Origin of the sequence: Leptospira tipperaryensis (assembly GCF_001729245.1) — a bacterium.
GTDB classification, from domain to species: domain Bacteria; phylum Spirochaetota; class Leptospiria; order Leptospirales; family Leptospiraceae; genus Leptospira; species Leptospira tipperaryensis.
This window is the reverse complement of sequence record NZ_CP015217.1, coordinates 2,494,237-2,513,056: the sequence shown is the minus strand read 5'-3', so window position 1 is coordinate 2,513,056 and position 18,820 is coordinate 2,494,237. Positions and strand designations below refer to the sequence as shown.

Here is an 18,820-nt window from a genome sequence, read left to right as displayed (position 1 = left end):
CCGACAAGCGGATTAGGTGGGAATTTCGGTTGTGCGAAGTTTCATTTTGTGATACAGGAAAGTTTCACAAGTTTTCCCACAAGGCCCGCCTCCACCGCCCAATAAGGGAGGGGGCGCGCGCGTTTCACGGAAGGACTGTCGGAGTTCCGACAAAGGGCTTTCACAATTTCTGAATTCTGTCTCTTTTTCTCTGTTTTTCGGCGCTTTCCCCTTCACCAATTTCGAAATTCGACCGAACTTGAATACTGAAGAGGGTTACCGGATTATGATGCGCTCACTCTGGACTGCGGCTACGGGCATGATTGCCCAGCAATTCCATATCGATACGATTTCAAACAACTTGGCGAACGTGAATACCACCGGTTTTAAAAAGAACCGCGCGGACTTTGAAGACCTAGTCTATCAACACCAGGTCTTGGCCGGAACTCCAGCCACATCCGTGAGCGAGATTCCTACCGGGGTCAATGTTGGTCATGGGGTTCGCGCTGCTGCCTCTCAAAAACTTTTTGAGATCGGTTCTTTTCAGGCGACTGGGAACAAGCTCGACATGGCGATCACCGGCGAGATGGGATTTTTTAAAATCCAAATGCCCGACGGAAGTTTTGCATTCTCAAGAGACGGATCTTTTAAGATCGACTCGAATCAACAAGTGGTGACGTCTAACGGATATCTCCTCGAACCGCCTCTCATTCTTCCCGAAGGTTCTATCTTAAATACTCTCATGATCTCCGAACAAGGAGAGGTCACTGTAAAAGTCGGAGCGGACATTCGTCCTATCGTGATCGGCCAGGTGGAACTCTATCGTTTTGTAAACCCCGCGGGTCTTACTGCGATCGGAAAAAACTTATTTCAAGAAACTATGGCTTCCGGTCCCGAAATTCCCGGAACACCAGGGATGGAAGGATTTGGAAACGTCCTTCAGGGTTTTCTCGAGATGAGTAACGTGAAGATCGTTGAAGAGATGGTGAACATGATCGTTGCTCAGAGAGCTTACGAATCCAATTCGAAAGCGATTCAAACCTCGGACAACATGCTCTCGACCGCGATTTCTCTCAAGAGATAAGAATATTATAAATTTCTCATGAAACTTTTAAGGATCCTTCTCTTTCTGATTTTGTTTTTAAACCCTCTCTGGGGAAGAGGAGTGTCCGGAATTTATCTAAAGGGCCGCGCGGTTGTGGACGGGGACGAGGTTCTTCTTTCTTCGATTGCAAGAATCCCGGACGGCTTCGAAGATAGAGTCATTCTTAAAAATCTAAAAAAGCCCGTCTTTATAGGTTCCAAAGAAATCCTAAACGTCTACAGGGATCTGGATCCGGTCGTCACCGGAAAGGAAACCCTTGTTCTCCCGCTCAACCACACGCTCGAACCTTCCGAGATTACGGATTCTCTCGCAAATGAAATCAAAAAGAAACATCCGGACGAAGAATTTCGTCTAACGTTCTTATCCGGAGAAACCAAGGTTCCTCAGGAAGGTGTCGAACTTCGCTGGGCGAACCTTTCCTCCCGTTTACACCCGGGACAACTCATGGCCTCCTTAGAAATCTTTTTTCAAAACCAAAAAGTCCATTCTCTGAGAATCCGATTCCAAGTGGAACAAAAGGTTCGCGTTCAAAGGGCGATCAGAACTTTGAACAAAGGAATCAAAATTACGGAGGAGGATTTTAAGGAAGAAGAAATCTTAACCCCGGAAGAGATCTTAGATTCTCCAGGAAAAGAACTCCTCGGTTCCACTCTCTTGAAGGATATGAACGAAGGGGAAATCTTTCGTAAAAAACACGTTCGTAAGATCGCCGACGTTCAAAGAGGCGGAGAAATTCTTATGATCTATCATAAAGGAAGCCTCGTTCTAAAGACAAAAGTAAAAGCCTTGAGTTCCGGAAATATCGGAGACGAGGTTCAGGTGACCACTCATTCCAGAGAAGGTCAGATGAGAGCGAAGGTTGTGGATAAGAATACGGTGGTCACGGAATGAAATTCGAATCTTTTTCAAAGATCCTCTCCGATCTTTTTCCGGGAATCCTCGGCGGCCTAACGGTTTATGTTTTACTAATATTAGCGGTTTTTGTAGAAGACGGCTCTCGATTGAAGGCTCAAGATTCCTCTCTCTGGAGAGATAAAAATCCGTATTCGGTTCGTCAGAATATCAAAGTTGGATCTCCTCTATATATCAAAATTAGAAACGGTCTTCAGGCCGAATTCGAACTCGAATCCAACGCTGACGAGACGATCACGCTTAAGGCGATGCCGGATAAAAAAATCATTCCGGATATGCCTTCCTATAACAACGATCGTACGATCAGTCGTAAAAATAAGGGAAAGATCAAGTCCGTCGGAAAGATAAAAGGAAATCTTACCGCGCTCGTAACCGCGGTCGATCCAAACACGGGTCTCCTTACGATTCAAGGACAAAAGGTGAGCGTGATCAACGGGGAAGAGAACAGTCTGATTCTCGCGGGCACTGTGGCTCCGGAGTTCGTGGAAAAGGATTCTTCTTTAGATTCGGATAAGATTGCAAATTTGCAGGTTACCTATAGCGGTAGAATCAATCCAAAACAAGTGACTCCTCCGATTGCCCTTAAGACCGTAACCAATCCGGATGGATCCGTGACCATCAAGGCTGAACTTTCCGAAGAGGAAAAACAAAGACTGATTTTAAATCAGCTCAACCGTCTTCTCGGAGAATCACAATGAAATTAAAATATTCTATATTCTTAATGTTCTTTCTCCTCGGATTTCCAAGTTTATTCCCGACGGAACTTCGTTTGAAGGACATCGCTAAGATCGAAGGGGTTCGCGAAAATCAAATCACCGGTTACGGAATCGTAGTCGGTCTTCCGGGAACTGGCGATAGTAAAACTCCTCTGACTTCCGAAAGTATGAAAAATTATCTCAAGAACCTCGGAGTCGAAGCAAACTTAAAACCGGATCAAACGAGAAACATCGCTTCGGTTCTCATCACCGCGACGATTCCTACTTACGCGCGCAAAGGTGATAAGTTAAACGTGGTAGTTTCTTCCATCGGAGACGCAAAGTCCTTGGAAGGAGGGGTTCTTCTTCAATCTCCTCTCAAAACCGCAGGCGATAAAACATTCGCAGTCGCTTCCGGTGTGATTTCTTTTGGTGGAAGACAAGAGCAAGAACGCGGAAGTAGCGGACGCGGAAATAAAAAGACGGTAGGTCTGATCCACGGCGGTGCGATCGTCGAACAAGAGTTAGATCAGAATTTTTACGCTTCCGAAAGAGTTCAGATTCAGTTGGACAATCAGGACTTTACTACTTTGAACGCGGTGATCACTCAGATTCGATCCATTCTTCCCGGAAAACACGGAATCGGTCCTGAGTCTGTGGTTCCGGTTTCTCCTTCGGAAATCAATATCGTTCTCGGGAAAACCTTTGAAAACAAATCGGACCTATTCTTAACTTTATTAAGCGACATCGAAAATCTTACCGTTGAAACTCAAGTCAAACCGAAAGTTGTCATCAACGAAAGAACCGGAGTAATCGTCATGGGTGGAAACATTACGATCGAAGAAGTCGCGGTTTCCCGTTCGGGTCTAAATCTTTCCGTAACCGATAAAAACAGAAAACGCAACTGGCTTGGAAAAGAACAAGAACCGGTAAAAAGTTCTTTTCTCATAGAAGAGTCTACGAGCGTGGGCGACGTGGTAGAAGCTTTGAACAAAGTAGGGGCTTCCACGAGAGATATCATCGCAATCTTAGAAGCGCTTAAAAAATCGGGAGCCTTACACGCCGAGCTGGAGATCCAATGAAAATCGATTCTATCAATGATTATACAAACAAGTTAAATCTTCTGGAAAAATCGGAAGTCAGAAGTCTTCTCAACGCCGAAAACGCAAGCAAGGGAAAACCTAACGTTTCCTTTCCGGATCAACTGAGAGAAGAATTTAACGAAAAACTTTCAGGTAAGATCAGCTCCTCCGAAATCCGTCTTCCTCATAATATCAAAGAAGAAATCCAAGCGGACCCGTATCGTAAAAAACTCTATTCAGCTTCCGTGGAATTTGAGTCCATTTTCGTAAAGATGATGTTAACCGAAATGAAAAAGACTGTGGAAAAATCGGGCTTGATCGACGGTGGGCACGCCGAGGAAATTTTCGAAGACATGCTCTATGACGAGTACGCGAAAAATCTTTCTTCTAACTCTTCGCTCGGACTCGCGGAACAAATCTATCAATCCCTCGCATCCAATCTTCCTCCAGTAAACGCCTCTAAAAAACTGGATCAAAAAGTCTGATCGGTTTTATCCGATCAGATCGCTAAACTTAATTAGATCCAAATCGTTTTGAAGTTTTTCTTCGGTCTTCTCCACTTTGGATTGAAGAGGCGATGGAAAAAGTTTGAGACCGGCGTCTCCGGTAAGAAGAGGTTCGGGAATCTTCCGATAGATATCTCCAACGCTTAAGTCCGCCGATGCGGCGATCGGAACAAATTCGTTTACCTTAGTCGCCGATAAAAATCCCAAATCACAAAGCTTTTTGGTAAGAACCGGAATCTCTTCCTCTTTCAAACGAGAGACGAGCGCGATCTCGTGTAAGGAAGAAGGGACCTTCTTATCCTTTTGAATTTGATACGCGGATTTCAAGGTTAGGATCAGCTTTCTAAACTCGTTGCTCGTGGACGAATGCATCGTCTCCAAGGATTGGAGGGGGGCCAGATATCTTTCTCTGAATTGTAAGGAGGCCGTGATTTCCGCTCCGAACAACACGATCAGTGAAAGAGAATATACGCCCAATAAAAAGATCGGAATAGCGGCTAACGCTTTGTAGATGATCATCGTCGTTTCGCTAAACGAGGAAAGATAGACTTGAAATCCCCAGAGAAAGATGAGAAAGATCACACCCGTAACCGCGGCTCCGACCGCGGAAGCTTTGAGCGGAACTCTTGTGTTCGGTATCAAAGAATAAAGGCTCAGGAAAAAAAGCCAAATCCCGGAAAGAGGGAAAAGAATTCTTAAAAAAGAATATATCGAAAAGACGCTGTCTCCTCCGGTTACGAGCGTAGTCGCAAACTTTTGATCCTTGGATTCGGTAATACTGATGGTTCTATATTCTCCGACGTTTAACATTCTGATCTTTCCGTTTTCCTTTCTTTCCAAAAGGAGATTAGCCCAGAGTTTTCCGTTCATCGGAGTATAAAAAGGATTCCAGTGGTCTCCATCGTCCGTGGAGATCAAAATGTGACCGAGGCTGTCCATCGCAAAAAGTTCCATCTGATCCATTCCGGTAAAAGACCAGATACGTATAAAATTATATCGTTTGTGACTGGTTTCGATCCAGCTATTTCCTCCGTCTTTGGAACGATAGATTACTCCTCTTTCTCCGGCTAAAAAGATGTCTCCGTTTTCGGTTCTGTGTATATCATGAAATGCTAAATGAGTCAATCGGTTCGGATAAAAAGTAAAACCTTTGTCGTTGCTCGTCCAGACCGTTCCGGATTCGTCGGCGATATATCCGTTTAGAGGATCCGGAAAGTAGACTTTAGATGCGTTCATCTTGAGTCGGTCTTTGAAGATGGGTTTGAAGGAAATTCCTTCCGGGATGTAGTGAAGCACTTCACCGTTTTTGAATACAATAAAAATATTATTCGACTCTATGACTTCAATGTCCTTGAGTTCCACACCTTCTAAGGAAGTCAAGGTCCAAACCGAAGATTCGATCGCTTTGATGAGAAGAACTCCCTTTTGAGAAAGTACATAGATGAGTCCGTCCCTGATTTTTACTTTTATAAAATCCGAACCGCTTATATCGGGCTTTTTACAGAAGTCGAGCCTTCCGCCCAGGTTATCCAGACATTTCATATTTTCAAAATCGATCTCGTCTTCTCGGATGAAATATTCTTTTTTAAGATTTGCGTCCATACGGAATAAGGTGCCGTTCTCGCCGCTGATCCAGATCTTTCCGGACGGATCTCTTTCCATAGAGAAGTAATGAGGAGGTCTGAAAAAATCGATGGTCTTTTCCGCAACACCTTCTCCGATTACGAAGAGAAGAGGTCCGATGGCTAAGACGAAAAAATAAAAAACCAATTTTTGGAAAAGGGAACGATTGGAATGGATCTTCCAGATTCCATTAAACGCGGTTTCAAGAGAACGTAATACCGCTGTCGCTGAAAATACGAGAATGACAAAACCGATCGCTCCGATCTGGGACGCGGTGTCGATCAAGTCTCCGATCGTTTCGAGATAGGTGTTGATATCAACGTTGATGTTGCTTTGTAGAATGAAAGTGTTGATCGTATCAAAGATTTCTTCCTTTCTATTTTCCAAACCGGAAGTGATCGTAATCAAAGACAAGGCCACGGTCAGCATCGGAATGAGAGATACGATCGTGGTGTAAGAAATTCCGGAAGCCTGCATGAGACAATCGTCTTTGATAAAACGATACGCGGAACCGACGAAGACTCTTAAAAAAAGTACGAAATAACGTAAGAATCCTTTTTCAGGAATCTTATCGGAGTCGGTCAACCAACCCGGCTTTAAAATGTGTAACATCCTTCATTCTACCTTGAAGCTGTACAGTACCATCGACGAAGTCAATGGTCTGCCTTTCTTTTTGAATTTGCTTTTCCAGTGATAGATTCCGATACGGATCCATTTCCAATAATCGATCCAAGACTGGAAACTACCTCTGGACTTGAGTAATTTTGCGGAGAGAGAAAAGTCGACTCCGGGATACGTGATATGATCGGCGAAACCGGAATGATCAAGAATTTTTTTCAGATTGGATTCGGAATAATAGTAAAAATGTCCCGGCAGATAATAGTGATAACTCGCACCCGCGTCGATCGCTTGCCATCCTTCGAAGTTCGCGGTTTGTAAAAGTAAAAGGCCTCCGGGTTTTAGAATCCGATTTAGTTTTGCAAAAACTTGAGGAGGTTCGGAAAGATGTTCGATCACTTCGACAAGAGTGATTACGTCGAAAAAATTTTCGGGAAGATCTGCTTCTAAGAATTCTCCCGTGAAAACTTTGAATCCTCTTGCCTCGGCTACTTTCGCGGAATAAGGAGAAATCTCCACGCCGGTCACTCCAAATCCGGCTTCCTTGGCGCAGTTTAAAAATCCGCCAAAAGAACAACCGACGTCTAAAAATTCTCCCTTACGTTTGAATTTTTGAATGTTCTTGATACGCGCTTTCCAGACATAACGATCGAATGTTTCCGTTTTTCTTTCGTCTCTATAAGAAAAGTCTGCGTTTCCGGAATAATATTCTTCCGTGTATAACTCGGACGCTTTGGGTCTCGGGAATTGCGTTTGTAAACCGCAGGAAACACACAAGAATATCGGTATATTATAATTATTAAATGTAGAATGATATAAGAATTTCCAACGATCTGTTCCGCAGCAGGGACAGGTTTCGTTTAGAGTTTGGCTAGAAAAATCCAATGACAAATCCTTTCTTCCAGTTTTCCAAGGGGAGTTCTTTCGGTGTATCCGAACTCGACTTGAGAAAAACCGTTCAGATCTTGTTTCAATTCTTCTAATGTATAAAATCGAGAATAAGCGCCTTTGAGATCGGGGGTTTGGATGGTGGTCCCTTGCGCCTGGAGGTGCGTATCTCCCACGGCGCGGACCGAACCGGCGAGAAATCCTCCCGGTTTCAAAATTCTTTTTTTCTCATCTAGGATTTGTTTTGCGAGTTCTACGCTGTTGTAGTGGAGAACTCCCCAACTTACGATCAAGTCGAAGAATCCGTTTTCAAAGGGGAAGGGCGGACGATCGCTGATTATGGCTTTAACAAACGGATATTCTTTGGAAATCGTTTGGACGGCGTTCTCCGTATAATCCGTCGCGTAGACTTGATAAGCGAATTCGTTTAACAAAATGCAGTGTCTTCCGGAACCTGCACCGAAATCCAGCGCCCTTTTGGGAACTGAAGATTCTTCCGTGTTTGTTTTGATTTTAGAAAGCATTCTTACCAGATTTTCATCCGGATAACCGAGCCTGGATTTGTTTCGAGTATAATGAGTATTCCAAGCCGACTGTGAAGAAGGTTCAGACGGATTCAAACTTGCCTTCCAGTCTTTTTTGTACGGAAGTTTTCCATTCTTCCGGACTTTGATTGTTTTGCTCCGGCCCGACGAGCGCAACACTTCGAGTTCGAACAGAGTTCCCGTCGTTTGTTTTTAAAATATCACCTGGATGTTTCCATTTCAAATCCAAGATGAGTTTTTCTTTTCCATGGGTTTGAAAAGAAGAATGTTCTACAAACTTGGATTTTCCTTCGGGAGGAGCTGAGAAAAACACTCCCGCGTATTTTTTGGGAACCTGAGAAAATTGCACAAACGGTTTGATCTTTTCTCCGACCAAGAGTCTGACAAGATTCTCAAAATAGAAAGTTCCGAAATAATTAGGAATGAGATAGTCAGCTAAAAATTCGCCTCCGACTTCGGGAACGGCTTCGATGAGATAAATTTCTCCGAGAGGATTTATTCTAAATTCCGCGACAAAGGGACAGTTGTTCATCTTTGTCGCAGAGACGAGGGCTCTGCAATTGAGGAGAATTTCTCCTACGAGTTCAGGATGTAAAAAGGGAAGTGTATGAGCAATTTCTAAATAAGGCGCGTAAGAAGTTACGTCTTTGTGAGAGATCGAAGCGGGAAAGAATTCCTTGTTTTGCACAAGTCCGCAAACGGTGATTTCAAATCCGGGAATGTATTCTTGTGCGATCCATTCTTCTTTCTCCGCGACGCTCGCCGCATTTTTCTTTTTAGCGGATGTTTTGGGACGAGGAAGTTTTTTCTTAGACTTGAGATAGTGTTCCCATTCTTCCGGATGATAAAAGGTACGAATTCCTTCTTTGCTATTTCCGCGCGCGGGTTTTAATACAAAAGGAAACTGAGTTTTTGAAATCCCGGAATGAAGATCCAAACTTTCTGGAACTAAAATTCCGACCCTTTCTGCGGCTGCTTTCAGAAGATTCTTATCCGAACAGATTTCAACGGAGGCAAGAGGCGCATAACGCAGCTTCATCTTATCCGCGATATAAGAAGTAGTATAAGTCGCCTTTCCGTAGGAACGAGTTCCTACTCCGACGATTTTTCCTTGCAGAGGAAGTTCGGAGGCGGTCTTAAGAATTTTACGATATTCTGTTACTGATTCTAAGATTCGAAGAGGGACGAGGCCCAGTCCGGGGGCGCGATCGCTTTGATCCACGGCGATGACCGTGTATCCCAAGTTGGTGGCGGAAGAGATGAGGGGTACTTGGTTGATACCGGCTCCGATGGAAAGAAAATACCCCTTCTGTTTCATTTCCCTTCGTATTTCTTTGGATCCCCTAAGAAAGTCAAAGGATTTTTAAGAGGGAAGGTTGAGATTGGAGTTCGAATTCTCGGCGATCTCGGGGTCCGTATAAAAGTGTTCCTCGTCTCTTCCGAATTTTCCTTCGTAAGAATGAATCTTGGTTAGGATCAACTGACTCTGTCGTAAAGAATTCTGACTCCACCGGCTTTTTCTCCGGTCGGTCTGAGATTCTGCGAAAAGATGATGAGTTTATTTTCTCCGTCTTTTTCGAGATGGGTTTTCCAACCCCATTTTGTTTCCGGAGTTTCTCCGCCGTAGTGGCCCGTAAAAGAAAAATCGGGGACTCCCGATTCTCCTTGGGAAAAAAGAATTCCGCTTCCCATTCCGAAACTTTCGATCCAGGCGGATTCGTATCGTTTGCGATCGATATGATATCCGTAGATCGCGATTCCTTCCAGAGATTCTCCCGCGTAACTTCCCTTGTATTCGTGAAGTAGAAATCTTCCACCTAACACAAGTTTTATGCTTCCGCTGATCGGGGATTCGTCGGTGACTTCTCCCTCTTTGAACATCATCTGGTTTACACCTTTCCAGTTTCCTACGAAGGATTCGAATTCTTTGTGGATACCTTCTCGTTTTGAAGTTTCAAACTTTTCTTTGCCCATGGCGGAACAGTAGTTAAGAATTCAGTCGGGAAATCAAGAAAATTTAGACTACGAAAATGGGAAGAAAGCCGGTTGGTTTCCCGTTGAATTGGCGATTCCAGTGTGAGTTCCTACTTTTTCAAAGTTCTACCGCAAGATCGGAGTCTTGTGTGAGTTCCTACTTTTTCAAGATTCTACCGCAAGATCGGATTCCAGTGTGAGTTCCTACTTTTTCAAGATTCTACCGCAAGATCGGAGTCTTGTGTGAGTTCCTACTTTTCAAAGTTCTACCGTAAGATCGGAGTCTTGTTTGAGTTCCTACTTTTTCAAAATTCTACCGTAAGATCGGAGTCTTGTAAGAGTTCCTACTTTTTCAAAATTCTACCGTAAGATCGGAGTCTTGTAAGAGTTCCTACTTTTTCAAGATTCTACCGCAAGATCGGAGTCTTGTGTGAGTTCCTACTTTTTCAAAATTCTACCGCAAGATCGGAGTCTTGTAAGAGTTCCTACTTTTTCAAAATTCTACCGCAAGATCGGAGTCTTGTAAGAGTTCCTACTTTTTCAAAATTCTACCGCAAGATCGAACGAAGCGGTAGAAGGTGGAACAACCCTCTGCGTCGGATTTTTACTGAACTTCGAATTCCACACTGACCTTGGCTTGGATCTTTCTTTCTCCCACGGAAAGAGGGGAGGATTCGCTTTCCCTTCCTTTCATCTGATAGAAAACCTGAGGGTTTATGTTAGAATCAGATTCAACAATTCGAATCGGGATCACATTCGTTTTTCCGATCGAAGTCGCGAGAATCAGGGCTTTGTTTTTTGCGTCTTCCAAAGCGGCGACAAGAGCTTCCTTTTCTTGTTTTTGAACGTTATCCGCCTTGAACTCGATTCCGCCGACTTGGTTGACTCCTATGTTTTGTAATTCCAAAAGAATCTCTTTGTATAAATTCAAATTTCTTAATTTCAGAAGAATCCCGGATGTGGAAAGATAAGGTCTTTGTTTTCCATCGTTTAGATACTGTCTCTGAAGGGAATAGTCCGTACTATAGATGTCTTTCGCTCCGATCTTAAACTTCTTGGCAAGGGTTTTGATTACGGAGGTCGTTCTTTCCAAATTCTTTTCTTGGGCTACTTTGTGGTCTTTGTCTTCCACTTCCACGGAAAAACTAATTTGAATGTATTCGGTTTCGACGATCCCGGAACCGGTCCCGGATACGAGAACGGTTTGTTTTGTCTCGGAGGAAAGTCCGAAAAACGAGGTCGCGAGTAGTAGGAGGGTAAAAAATTGTTTCATGAGATTCCTATAATATTCTAAAAGTATAAATTTATATAAAAAAAGGCGGAAGAGAAAATCTCGACCGCCTTTTTTGCGTGAACAAAAGAAAGGAAAGAATGAATTACATCATTCCGCCCATTCCTCCCATACCGCCGCCCATTCCCGCCATCGGGTTAGGACCGTCTTTTTCAGGTTTGTCGGTGATCGTAACTTCTGTAGTTAAGATCATAGAACCGATGGAAGCAGCGTTTTGGAGAGCGGAACGAACCACTTTCGCAGGGTCAACGACTCCGGCTACGAGAAGATCTTCCCATACCATAGTGAGCGCGTTGAAACCTTCGTTTCCTTTTTTGCTCTTCGCGTGTTCTACGATAACGGATCCTTCCAGACCTGCGTTGTTCGTGATCATACGAATCGGTTCTTCGAGAGCTCTGAAGATGATTTTTGCTCCGGTAGCTTCGTCGCCTTCGAGTTTCAGAGCGGCAACCGCTTCCTGAGCTTTTAGAAGAGTCAGACCACCACCAGGAACGATTCCTTCTTCCACGGCTGCGCGAGTAGCGGAAAGAGCGTCTTCTACACGAGCTTTTTTCTCTTTCATTTCTACTTCGGTAGCGGCGCCTACGTGTATCACGGCAACACCACCCGCGAGTTTAGCGAGTCTTTCTTGTAGTTTTTCTTTATCGTATTCGGAAGAAGTATCTTCGATCTGTTTTTTGATCTGACCGATTCTTCCTTGAATATCTTTTGTCTGGCCTTTGCCTTCGATGATCGTAGTGTTTTCTTTGTCTACGGTCACTTTGTTTGCACGGCCGAGCATTTGAAGAGTAGCGTTTTCGAGTTTCATTCCGAGGTCTTCGGAGATCACTTGTCCGCCGGTGAGGATCGCGATGTCTTCCAACATGGATTTTCTTCTGTCACCGAAACCGGGAGCTTTCACCGCAACGCAAGAAATGGTTTTTCTAAGAGTGTTTACTACGATCGTAGCAAGCGCTTCTCCTTCCACTTCTTCTGAGATGATTACTAAAGGTTTTCCAGCTTGAGCAACTTTTTCCAAAACGTGAATCAGATCTTTCATAGAAGAGATCTTTTTGTCATAGATGAGGATGAACGGATCGTTCAGAGTTGCGATCATGGATTCAGGATCGGTCACCATATAAGGTGAAATGTATCCTCTGTCGAATTGCATTCCTTCTACCACGTCAAGAGTGGTTTCGATGGACTTTGCTTCTTCTACAGTGATGACTCCGTCTTTACCGACTTTGTCCATCGCGTCAGCGATTAGATTTCCGATCGCGCTGTCGTTGTTTGCAGAAATGGTGGCAACGTTCGCGATGTCTTTTTTGTTTTCGATTTTAACGGCTCTTTTTTGAATGCTTTCCACTGCCGCTGTTACCGCTTTATCAATCCCTCTTTTCAGAGACATTGGGTTTGCACCCGCAGTAACGTTTTTCAATCCTTCGTTGATGATGGATTGAGCAAGAATCGTAGCAGTGGTAGTTCCGTCTCCGGCGACGTCATTCGTCTTTGTGGAAACTTCTTTTACCATTTGCGCGCCCATGTTTTCCAGAGCGTCTTCGAGTTCGATTTCTTTTGCAACAGTCACACCGTCTTTTGTGATGGTGGGAGCGCCGAATTTTTTATCGATAACTACGTTACGACCCTTAGGCCCGAGGGTAACTTTCACCGCGTTAGCGAGTTTGTTTACACCTTCGAGGAGTTTACGTCTTGCTGTTTCGTTGTATTCTATTTCTTTAGCCATGATTCACTCCTAAATTATTTTTTAACAACGGCGAGAATATCGCTCTCACGGATGATGAGGTATTCTTTGCCTTCGGATTTGATTTCAGTTCCGGAATATTTCCCGTAAAGGACGGTATCGCCTACTTTTACTTCGAGAGGGATGAGCTTTCCGTCTTCGTATTTGCCGCTTCCGACTTCTACGACTTTCCCTTCTTGAGGTTTTTCTTTTGCCGTATCAGGAACGAAAATGCTGCCGATTTTTTCCTCGGCTTCCTGTCTTGGTTCTACGAGGACTCTGTCGCCCAGAGGTTTAATCGATGCCATAGACTAACTCCTTAAAATGTTGATTAGCACTATACAAGGAAGAGTGCTGACTTAGATTTCCAATTAAAAAATCTGGCGCTCTTTCGTCAAGCACTTAAAGCTTGAGAGTGCTAATTTCCGAAAACAAAAAAAGAGAGAATCGCGTAGAATTTCGTAAATCGCCGATTAAAGCCCGTCTAAAGTGGAATCCTTTACAAAAGAGAAATATGTTTCCAAAAGAAAACCTCATCCGAGTTCGAGATTGTAACCAAAAACCCGTTCGAGAAGAAGAGCCTTACATTCTCTATTGGATGTCGATGGCGAGAAGACTCGCTTGGAATCATTCACTGGATTACGCGATCCATCTCTCTAAAAAATACAAAAAGGAAATTCTAATCTACGAACCTTTGAAGATGGATTATCCATGGAGTTCTCCCCGCCTTCATCGATTTCTATTGGAAGGAATGGCGACTAACGCGAAGGATGCTAAGAAGTTAGGTCTAACGTATCGAGCCTTTGTCGAAACAAAAGACAATCCGATCGCCGATGTGTTTCGAAAACTCACCGAGCGCGCCGCACTCGTAGTTACCGACGATTATCCTGCTTATATCATTCCTGAAATGTTCTCACAAGTTTCTTCGCTAATCGAAACAAAGTTGCTCGCGGTCGATTCCAATTCCATCATTCCGCTTTCTTCCTATGGAGAATTTGCTTCGGCCGCGAGAATTTTAAGACCTCGAATACATCGATTGTTTCCGGAAGCCTGGAATTTCCGGTCCTCGAAAAAACCGGAGAAACCTTTTTTGGAAAGAGGAGAATCCTGGTTGGAGAAGAATCCGGATTCTCCCCTAAAGATCGTTCGTTGGTTTGACCCGGAAGAAAATTCCGATTTTAGAATATTCAAAAAAATTGATTTTCTTTGCCCGCAGGTATTACCCGTAAAAGGAAAAATAGGGGGAAGGGCGGAGGGGCTCAAACTTCTCAAACGATTCTTAAAGGATGGATTGGCCGGATACGCTGAAAAAAGAAGTCAGCCAAAAAAACCGGAGGATTCGCATTCTTCTCTTTTGTCTCCGTATCTGCACTTCGGTTCTATCGCACAGGAAGAAGTAGTAAGCGCCGTTCTCGACTGGAATCTGGAAACGTCTTGGAATCCGGGGATCATCATTCCGGAAAATAAAAATAAAAGGGAAGGATACTTTCATCCGGATGAAAACGTAAATTCATTCTTAGACGAACTCATCACTTGGAGAGACGTCGGCTTTTTGATGTTTTGGAAAGAACCTTCGTTTCGAAAAGATCTCTCCATTCTTCCGGATTGGATTCAGAAGAATCTGGATTTTCACAGAAAGGACAAACGGCCTTTTCTCTATAAAAAAGAAGATCTGGAGAGCGCAAGGACGCATGACGTGGTTTGGAACGCGGCTCAGAAGGAATTGGTTTTATCCGGAGGAATGCACAACTATCTTCGTATGCTCTGGGGAAAAAAGGTGATCGAATGGACTCGAGACTACGAAACCGCTTTCGAAATTTTGGAAGACTTTAACAACAAATATGCGTATGACGGAAGGGATCCGAATTCCTATACCGGAATTCTTTGGTGTTTTGGTTTGTTCGACAGACCCTGGTTTCCGGAAAGAAACGTTTTCGGTAACATTCGAACTATGTCATCGGATTCGACCGCGAAGAAGTTCAAACTGAAATCGTATTTTGATTACGTGGATTCCTTGGAAGGAATTTCCACGAAGTTGTTTTAGTTCAAATGGCTTGCATTTTAGAACTGGAGCGGATAGAATCGTAGAAAAAGAGGATGAACTACTATGACCGCAGAAGCCGCACCTAAGACTTATGATACGTTTAAAGAATTTTGGCCCTTTTACTTAGGGGAACATTCCCATCCGCTCAACCGAACTCTTCACTTTATCGGAACTTCTATCGCTCTCGGTTGGATTTTAACGGCGATCATCAATTTAAATCCGTATTACATTTTCGCCGCGCTTTTTTCCGGTTACTTCTTTGCTTGGATCGGTCATTTTTTTATTGAGAAGAATCGTCCGGCAACTTTTACTTATCCGTTCAAATCGTTTATGGGTGACTGGTTGATGTATTTCTACATTCTCACCGGGCAGATCGGAAAGGAACTCGAGAAGATCGGTAAGAAGTAAACTTCCTGAAACCGCACCCGAGAGGACCGTAGATTTAAGAAAAAGTTTGTCGTAGTTCCGACAATCCTCTGTGAAAGTCGCGCGCCCCACCCTGATTTTGGGTGGAGGGGAGCGGTGGCGGGAAAAACTCCCGTTGATTTTGCTCTATCATAAGAATCGATCTTTTGCAAGTGCAAAACATCCTGTAGGAACTCCTACAAAGATCGGTTTTGGGATCTTCTCGATTCCGAAATGCTTCCTGTGGATAAGATGAATGACTATGCAAAATCTCGGCGCCTAACTTACTTTGTCGCTTACGCAAGGCCCGTGTCTTTCCCGGTAGAATCGTTGTCGTATTTCCGACGAAGGATCTTGAAATTCGAACCACCTTTGTGAGTGCGGCTCCGAGATAGAAACTTTGCAATCGACAAGGTTTTTTCTATCAGTTCCGTTTTTCTTCGGCATAAAATCCGAACCTTCTCACTGACGTAGACGTCTTGACCCCGCGCAAGAAATCTTTCATCCTTCGATTGGACAAATAGCGTTTCCCATTCTTCTTTTCCATTGACAGAGTTTAAAAAGTATGCACATTCTCCGGAATGCAAATTCGAAGAATCACCTCCGTTCTCTTTCTAATTCTCGCTTCTTCGATTTCTTCCTCTTGTTCGTTTTTTAAAAGCGATTGTAGAAAAACGAATTCTTGTCCCGTTACGTTTATGGTCGGTTTCGGATCGGGAACTGACTTAAACGGAGAACATCTTGCTGAACGTGTCCCGAAAGGAGCTCGTATTTTGGTGTTAGTCGATTACGACGGGGAAATACAAAATGCAAGGGGGAAATACGGTTCGCTCTATACAAAATGTCTTTGGAACGGGAAGGAAGTTTTTCTTTCCTCAAACGATCTATCCTATAATAAAAAGATTCGAGTTTTTACAAAATCCGGAATTCTTCTCCAAGAAAAACCGGATCCGAATTCAAAACTGATCGGAGAATTATCTTACAATACAAGCGTTCGTTTGATCGATGAAATCGAACCGAGTCACGACTTACGCGCCTTTATCAAAGTCACAAACGGGATTCTTTCCGGTTGGGCGAAACGAGATCATTTTACGGACGGGGACTACGACGCCGGGTTTTATAGAAAACCTCTGAAAGCGCTTTTGGAGAATTTTTCTCTGAGTGTAAAGGATGAAGAAAATCAATTCAACCTTGCCTGGAAGGGAATCGATTTTCAATCCGTAGAATGCAAACTTCGTGAAACGATTTGTTTTGTCTCGATGAAATTCGGAAAGGCGACCTATGGAGAACCGCAAGAAGCGATCCTTTTTGAAATCAAATCGGAAGAAAAAGCAGGTCCTGAATTTCTCTGTGAAATTCGTAAGATCGACGTCATTGATTCTTTTCAATTTATCGAGGGCGATCTGCTTTCTCCGTTTGCCTATTGTGAACGAACGATGAACGCCGACTTGGAACTGGAAAATTCGTTTGAGTGATTTTTTGATCGTTCTTTTATTAGATTAGAATTTTATGAAATTCTCATGTGTTCTTGGTAAGAATCGGCGGTTTTGCGTATTTTTCAAGTTTGCGCTGATTGACTTCGCTCCCTTATGGGTCGCTTTTTCATTGCTTCGCAAGGGTTGTCGCTTCGCTTCAGCCTAATTCGCTCCCTAAACTCAGTGCAAATGCTCTCTATGGATCGCATTTGCAGATCGCGTTTCTCAAGCTTGCGCTTGAGGCCAACGGCCGACGCTCCGCTGCCTTTTTGCGGCTTCGCTCCCTACGGGTCCGCTCTTTCTTTGCGTCGCAAAGAGCTTCCGCTTCGCTTTAGCCTAATTCGCTCTCTACGGATCGCTCTTTCTTTGCGTCGCAAAGAGCTTCCGCTTCGCTTTAGCCTAATTCGCTCTCTACGGATCGCTCTTTCTTTGCGTCGCAAAGAGCTGCCGCTTCGCTTTAGCCTAATTCGCTCCCTACGGATCGCGAATTAGCCCCAAAGTACCTCATAAACTTGCAACGGTTCTTCCTTGCCCTTGACTTTTACACGAGGCATTCGGTTGAGAGTGTATTTCCCGCCTAACAGTTCCTTGGTTTCTTTGGAAATCAAAAAGGATTTTTTCAAAAGTTTGCAGAGGGATTCGATACGGGATGCCGTGTTGACCGCGTCTCCGATTACCGTGTATTCTCTGTGAAGTTCGTTTCCGATATTCCCCGCAAAAACTTCCCCCGTATGAATTCCGATTCCGATCGTGATCGGTATTTTGCCTTCGGACTTGCGTTGGAAGTTCCATTCGGAAAGACGTTTTTGCATGATCACTCCGCAACCGACGGCGTTTCTTGCGTCGACTTCGGCGGATGGAGAAGGGTGAGGAGTTCCAAAAGTTGCCATCACCGCGTCTCCGATATACTTGTCCAAGGTTCCGTTGTTTTCAAAAACGCATTCCATCATAATTTTACGAAATTCTGATAGAAGTTCGCTGAGTTCTTTCGGATCCATATTCTCGGACATAGAAGTAAAGTTACGAATGTCCAAAAAGAGAATGCTCACGATCTGACGATTTCCACTCTGAAGAGTCTGGGGATTTTCCATCATCTCGTTTACGATCTTTGGAGAAAAGTATCTGGAGAGTTCAGTCTTTTGACCTTCGGCGATCCCGATTCTTCTTACCATGGAAACGGTACGAAAGATTCCGATAGCGATTACGATGGAAAAACAAAAATATAAGATGGGTTTTCCGGTGATGATATCTTCTAACAAAACTGCGGGGCCACTGACGTATTCACCCCAGTGTTGCGCGTAGGTAAGTTTTCCGGAAGATATGGCCAACCAAAGAATGGAAAAGTAGAAAATATAAAAAAGAAAAAGACCTATAAAGACGAAACGGATCCGGAACTGTAACAAGGAATAGATGATCGGAAAAAGATAAAACAGGTTGATCGGATTTTTTAAAGTAAATCCGAAATCCATATTCGGGACGGTAAAGGTATAAAAAAGAAGAATGAGTAGAATGAGAATATATTCCGCAATCAGAGTGATATAATTAAAAATGGAAATGATAGAATCCGGAAAAGCTCGGATCACGATCGTATGTGTTACGGTTAAAATCAAGTATGCGGAAAACGCGATCAAGTTTGTGGTTTTACTTCCCGCGTCCAAGTTGGCGATCACCTGAATCGCAAAAAAGAACGCGATGAGATAACGGAAATAATTGGTGATGATGATCCCGTTCAATTCCTCTTTTTTTAGGACTTCCAAGACCGATTCCGGCATGGACTTACGGTCCAAAGTATGCAGCGCGTTTTTAAAAGAATGAAATAGATTCACAAAGTTCAAGATAGAAATTTCACGATTCGAAATCAATTCTTTCCGGAGGAAGCGGCTTCTTTTGAAAAAAATTCTTTCATAAAAAAGGGACAAGGACAAAGTTTCCGGATATGTTTCGGGAGAAAAGGGAAG

Annotated in this window: 17 protein-coding genes; 8 read left to right on the top strand and 9 right to left on the bottom strand. The window is 43.7% G+C overall.

Annotated features, from left to right (window positions below; all coding sequences use genetic code 11):
• Positions 1–268 precede the first annotated feature (268 nt).
• Genes flgG through A0128_RS11835 form a run of 5 tightly spaced genes read left to right on the top strand, consistent with a single transcriptional unit; the run spans position 269 to position 4,258 of the window.
• A complete protein-coding gene (gene flgG / locus A0128_RS11855) occupies positions 269–1,063 on the top strand; it encodes a flagellar basal-body rod protein FlgG (protein ID WP_069607712.1) in 795 nt (264 codons plus the stop codon).
• Between the two features lie 18 nt (positions 1,064–1,081).
• Entirely contained in the window at positions 1,082–1,975 is an 894-nt protein-coding gene (gene flgA, locus A0128_RS11850; protein WP_069607711.1) for a flagellar basal body P-ring formation chaperone FlgA, read from the top strand.
• Positions 1,972–2,694, top strand: a complete 723-nt coding sequence (locus A0128_RS11845; RefSeq protein ID WP_069607710.1) for a flagellar basal body L-ring protein FlgH — start codon at positions 1,972–1,974, stop codon at positions 2,692–2,694. The genes flgA and A0128_RS11845 overlap by 4 nt, the downstream gene beginning before the upstream one ends.
• Entirely contained in the window at positions 2,691–3,773 is a 1,083-nt protein-coding gene (locus A0128_RS11840; RefSeq protein ID WP_069607709.1) for a flagellar basal body P-ring protein FlgI, read from the top strand. Before A0128_RS11845 ends, A0128_RS11840 begins: the two co-directional genes overlap by 4 nt.
• On the top strand, positions 3,770–4,258 hold the full coding sequence (locus tag A0128_RS11835) for a rod-binding protein (RefSeq protein WP_069607708.1): 489 nt from the start codon (positions 3,770–3,772) through the stop codon (positions 4,256–4,258). The genes A0128_RS11840 and A0128_RS11835 overlap by 4 nt, the downstream gene beginning before the upstream one ends.
• A 6-nt stretch (positions 4,259–4,264) precedes the next feature.
• Here A0128_RS11835 and A0128_RS11830 read toward each other — a convergent pair whose 3' ends face one another.
• The 8 genes from A0128_RS11830 to groES all read right to left on the bottom strand — a co-directional run bounded on the left by A0128_RS11830 (position 4,265) and on the right by groES (position 13,246).
• Positions 4,265–6,514 (bottom strand): YhjD/YihY/BrkB family envelope integrity protein, encoded by a 2,250-nt coding sequence (locus A0128_RS11830; RefSeq protein WP_069607707.1) that lies wholly within the window; start codon positions 6,512–6,514, stop codon positions 4,265–4,267.
• A 3-nt stretch (positions 6,515–6,517) separates the two neighbouring features.
• A complete protein-coding gene (locus A0128_RS11825) occupies positions 6,518–7,405 on the bottom strand; it encodes a class I SAM-dependent methyltransferase (protein WP_069607706.1) in 888 nt (295 codons plus the stop codon).
• Positions 7,381–8,028: a class I SAM-dependent methyltransferase gene (locus A0128_RS11820; protein ID WP_069607705.1), complete on the bottom strand. Its 648-nt coding sequence runs from the start codon at positions 8,026–8,028 to the stop codon at positions 7,381–7,383. The genes A0128_RS11825 and A0128_RS11820 overlap by 25 nt, the downstream gene beginning before the upstream one ends.
• A complete protein-coding gene (locus A0128_RS11815) occupies positions 8,015–9,271 on the bottom strand; it encodes an ATP-grasp domain-containing protein (protein ID WP_069607704.1) in 1,257 nt (418 codons plus the stop codon). Before A0128_RS11815 ends, A0128_RS11820 begins: the two co-directional genes overlap by 14 nt.
• Positions 9,272–9,429: 158 nt before the next feature.
• Positions 9,430–9,927: a DUF1579 family protein gene (locus A0128_RS11810; RefSeq protein WP_069607703.1), complete on the bottom strand. Its 498-nt coding sequence runs from the start codon at positions 9,925–9,927 to the stop codon at positions 9,430–9,432.
• 604 nt (positions 9,928–10,531) lie between these two features.
• Entirely contained in the window at positions 10,532–11,200 is a 669-nt protein-coding gene (locus A0128_RS11805; protein ID WP_069607702.1) for an SIMPL domain-containing protein, read from the bottom strand.
• A gap of 103 nt (positions 11,201–11,303) precedes the next feature.
• On the bottom strand, positions 11,304–12,941 hold the full coding sequence (gene groL / locus A0128_RS11800) for a chaperonin GroEL (RefSeq protein WP_069607701.1): 1,638 nt from the start codon (positions 12,939–12,941) through the stop codon (positions 11,304–11,306).
• Positions 12,942–12,955: 14 nt separating this feature from the next.
• Entirely contained in the window at positions 12,956–13,246 is a 291-nt protein-coding gene (gene groES / locus A0128_RS11795; RefSeq protein WP_069607700.1) for a co-chaperone GroES, read from the bottom strand.
• A gap of 206 nt (positions 13,247–13,452) precedes the next feature.
• Between groES and A0128_RS11790 the strand changes: the two genes are divergently transcribed.
• The 3 genes from A0128_RS11790 (at position 13,453) to A0128_RS11775 (ending at position 16,862) form a co-directional block, all read left to right on the top strand.
• Positions 13,453–14,982, top strand: a complete 1,530-nt coding sequence (locus A0128_RS11790; protein ID WP_069609260.1) for a deoxyribodipyrimidine photolyase — start codon at positions 13,453–13,455, stop codon at positions 14,980–14,982.
• Between the two features lie 63 nt (positions 14,983–15,045).
• Positions 15,046–15,390 carry an Mpo1-like protein gene (locus tag A0128_RS11785; protein WP_069607699.1) on the top strand — a complete coding sequence of 115 codons (345 nt, stop codon included), beginning with the start codon at positions 15,046–15,048 and terminating at the stop codon, positions 15,388–15,390.
• 578 nt (positions 15,391–15,968) lie between these two features.
• The gene (locus A0128_RS11775; protein WP_069607697.1) at positions 15,969–16,862 is read left to right on the top strand and encodes a hypothetical protein; all 894 of its coding nucleotides are present in this window, start codon (positions 15,969–15,971) and stop codon (positions 16,860–16,862) included.
• 488 nt (positions 16,863–17,350) lie between these two features.
• Here A0128_RS11775 and A0128_RS11770 read toward each other — a convergent pair whose 3' ends face one another.
• The gene (locus A0128_RS11770) at positions 17,351–18,787 is read right to left on the bottom strand and encodes an adenylate/guanylate cyclase domain-containing protein (RefSeq protein WP_069607696.1); all 1,437 of its coding nucleotides are present in this window, start codon (positions 18,785–18,787) and stop codon (positions 17,351–17,353) included.
• Between the last annotated feature and the right edge of the window lie 33 nt (positions 18,788–18,820).

Bases quoted from the DNA above. Each gene is read 5' to 3' on its own strand.
- flgG (WP_069607712.1), top strand. From the start codon at position 269: ATGCGCTCACTCTGGACTGCGGCTACGGGCATGATTGCCCAGCAATTC.
- flgA (WP_069607711.1), top strand. From the start codon at position 1,082: ATGAAACTTTTAAGGATCCTTCTCTTTCTGATTTTGTTTTTAAACCCT.
- A0128_RS11845 (WP_069607710.1), top strand. From the start codon at position 1,972: ATGAAATTCGAATCTTTTTCAAAGATCCTCTCCGATCTTTTTCCGGGA.
- A0128_RS11840 (WP_069607709.1), top strand. From the start codon at position 2,691: ATGAAATTAAAATATTCTATATTCTTAATGTTCTTTCTCCTCGGATTT.
- A0128_RS11835 (WP_069607708.1), top strand. From the start codon at position 3,770: ATGAAAATCGATTCTATCAATGATTATACAAACAAGTTAAATCTTCTG.
- A0128_RS11830 (WP_069607707.1), bottom strand. From the start codon at position 6,514: ATGTTACACATTTTAAAGCCGGGTTGGTTGACCGACTCCGATAAGATT.
- A0128_RS11815 (WP_069607704.1), bottom strand. From the start codon at position 9,271: ATGAAACAGAAGGGGTATTTTCTTTCCATCGGAGCCGGTATCAACCAA.
- A0128_RS11810 (WP_069607703.1), bottom strand. From the start codon at position 9,927: ATGGGCAAAGAAAAGTTTGAAACTTCAAAACGAGAAGGTATCCACAAA.
- A0128_RS11805 (WP_069607702.1), bottom strand. From the start codon at position 11,200: ATGAAACAATTTTTTACCCTCCTACTACTCGCGACCTCGTTTTTCGGA.
- groL (WP_069607701.1), bottom strand. From the start codon at position 12,941: ATGGCTAAAGAAATAGAATACAACGAAACAGCAAGACGTAAACTCCTC.
- groES (WP_069607700.1), bottom strand. From the start codon at position 13,246: ATGGCATCGATTAAACCTCTGGGCGACAGAGTCCTCGTAGAACCAAGA.
- A0128_RS11790 (WP_069609260.1), top strand. From the start codon at position 13,453: ATGTTTCCAAAAGAAAACCTCATCCGAGTTCGAGATTGTAACCAAAAA.
- A0128_RS11785 (WP_069607699.1), top strand. From the start codon at position 15,046: ATGACCGCAGAAGCCGCACCTAAGACTTATGATACGTTTAAAGAATTT.
- A0128_RS11775 (WP_069607697.1), top strand. From the start codon at position 15,969: ATGCAAATTCGAAGAATCACCTCCGTTCTCTTTCTAATTCTCGCTTCT.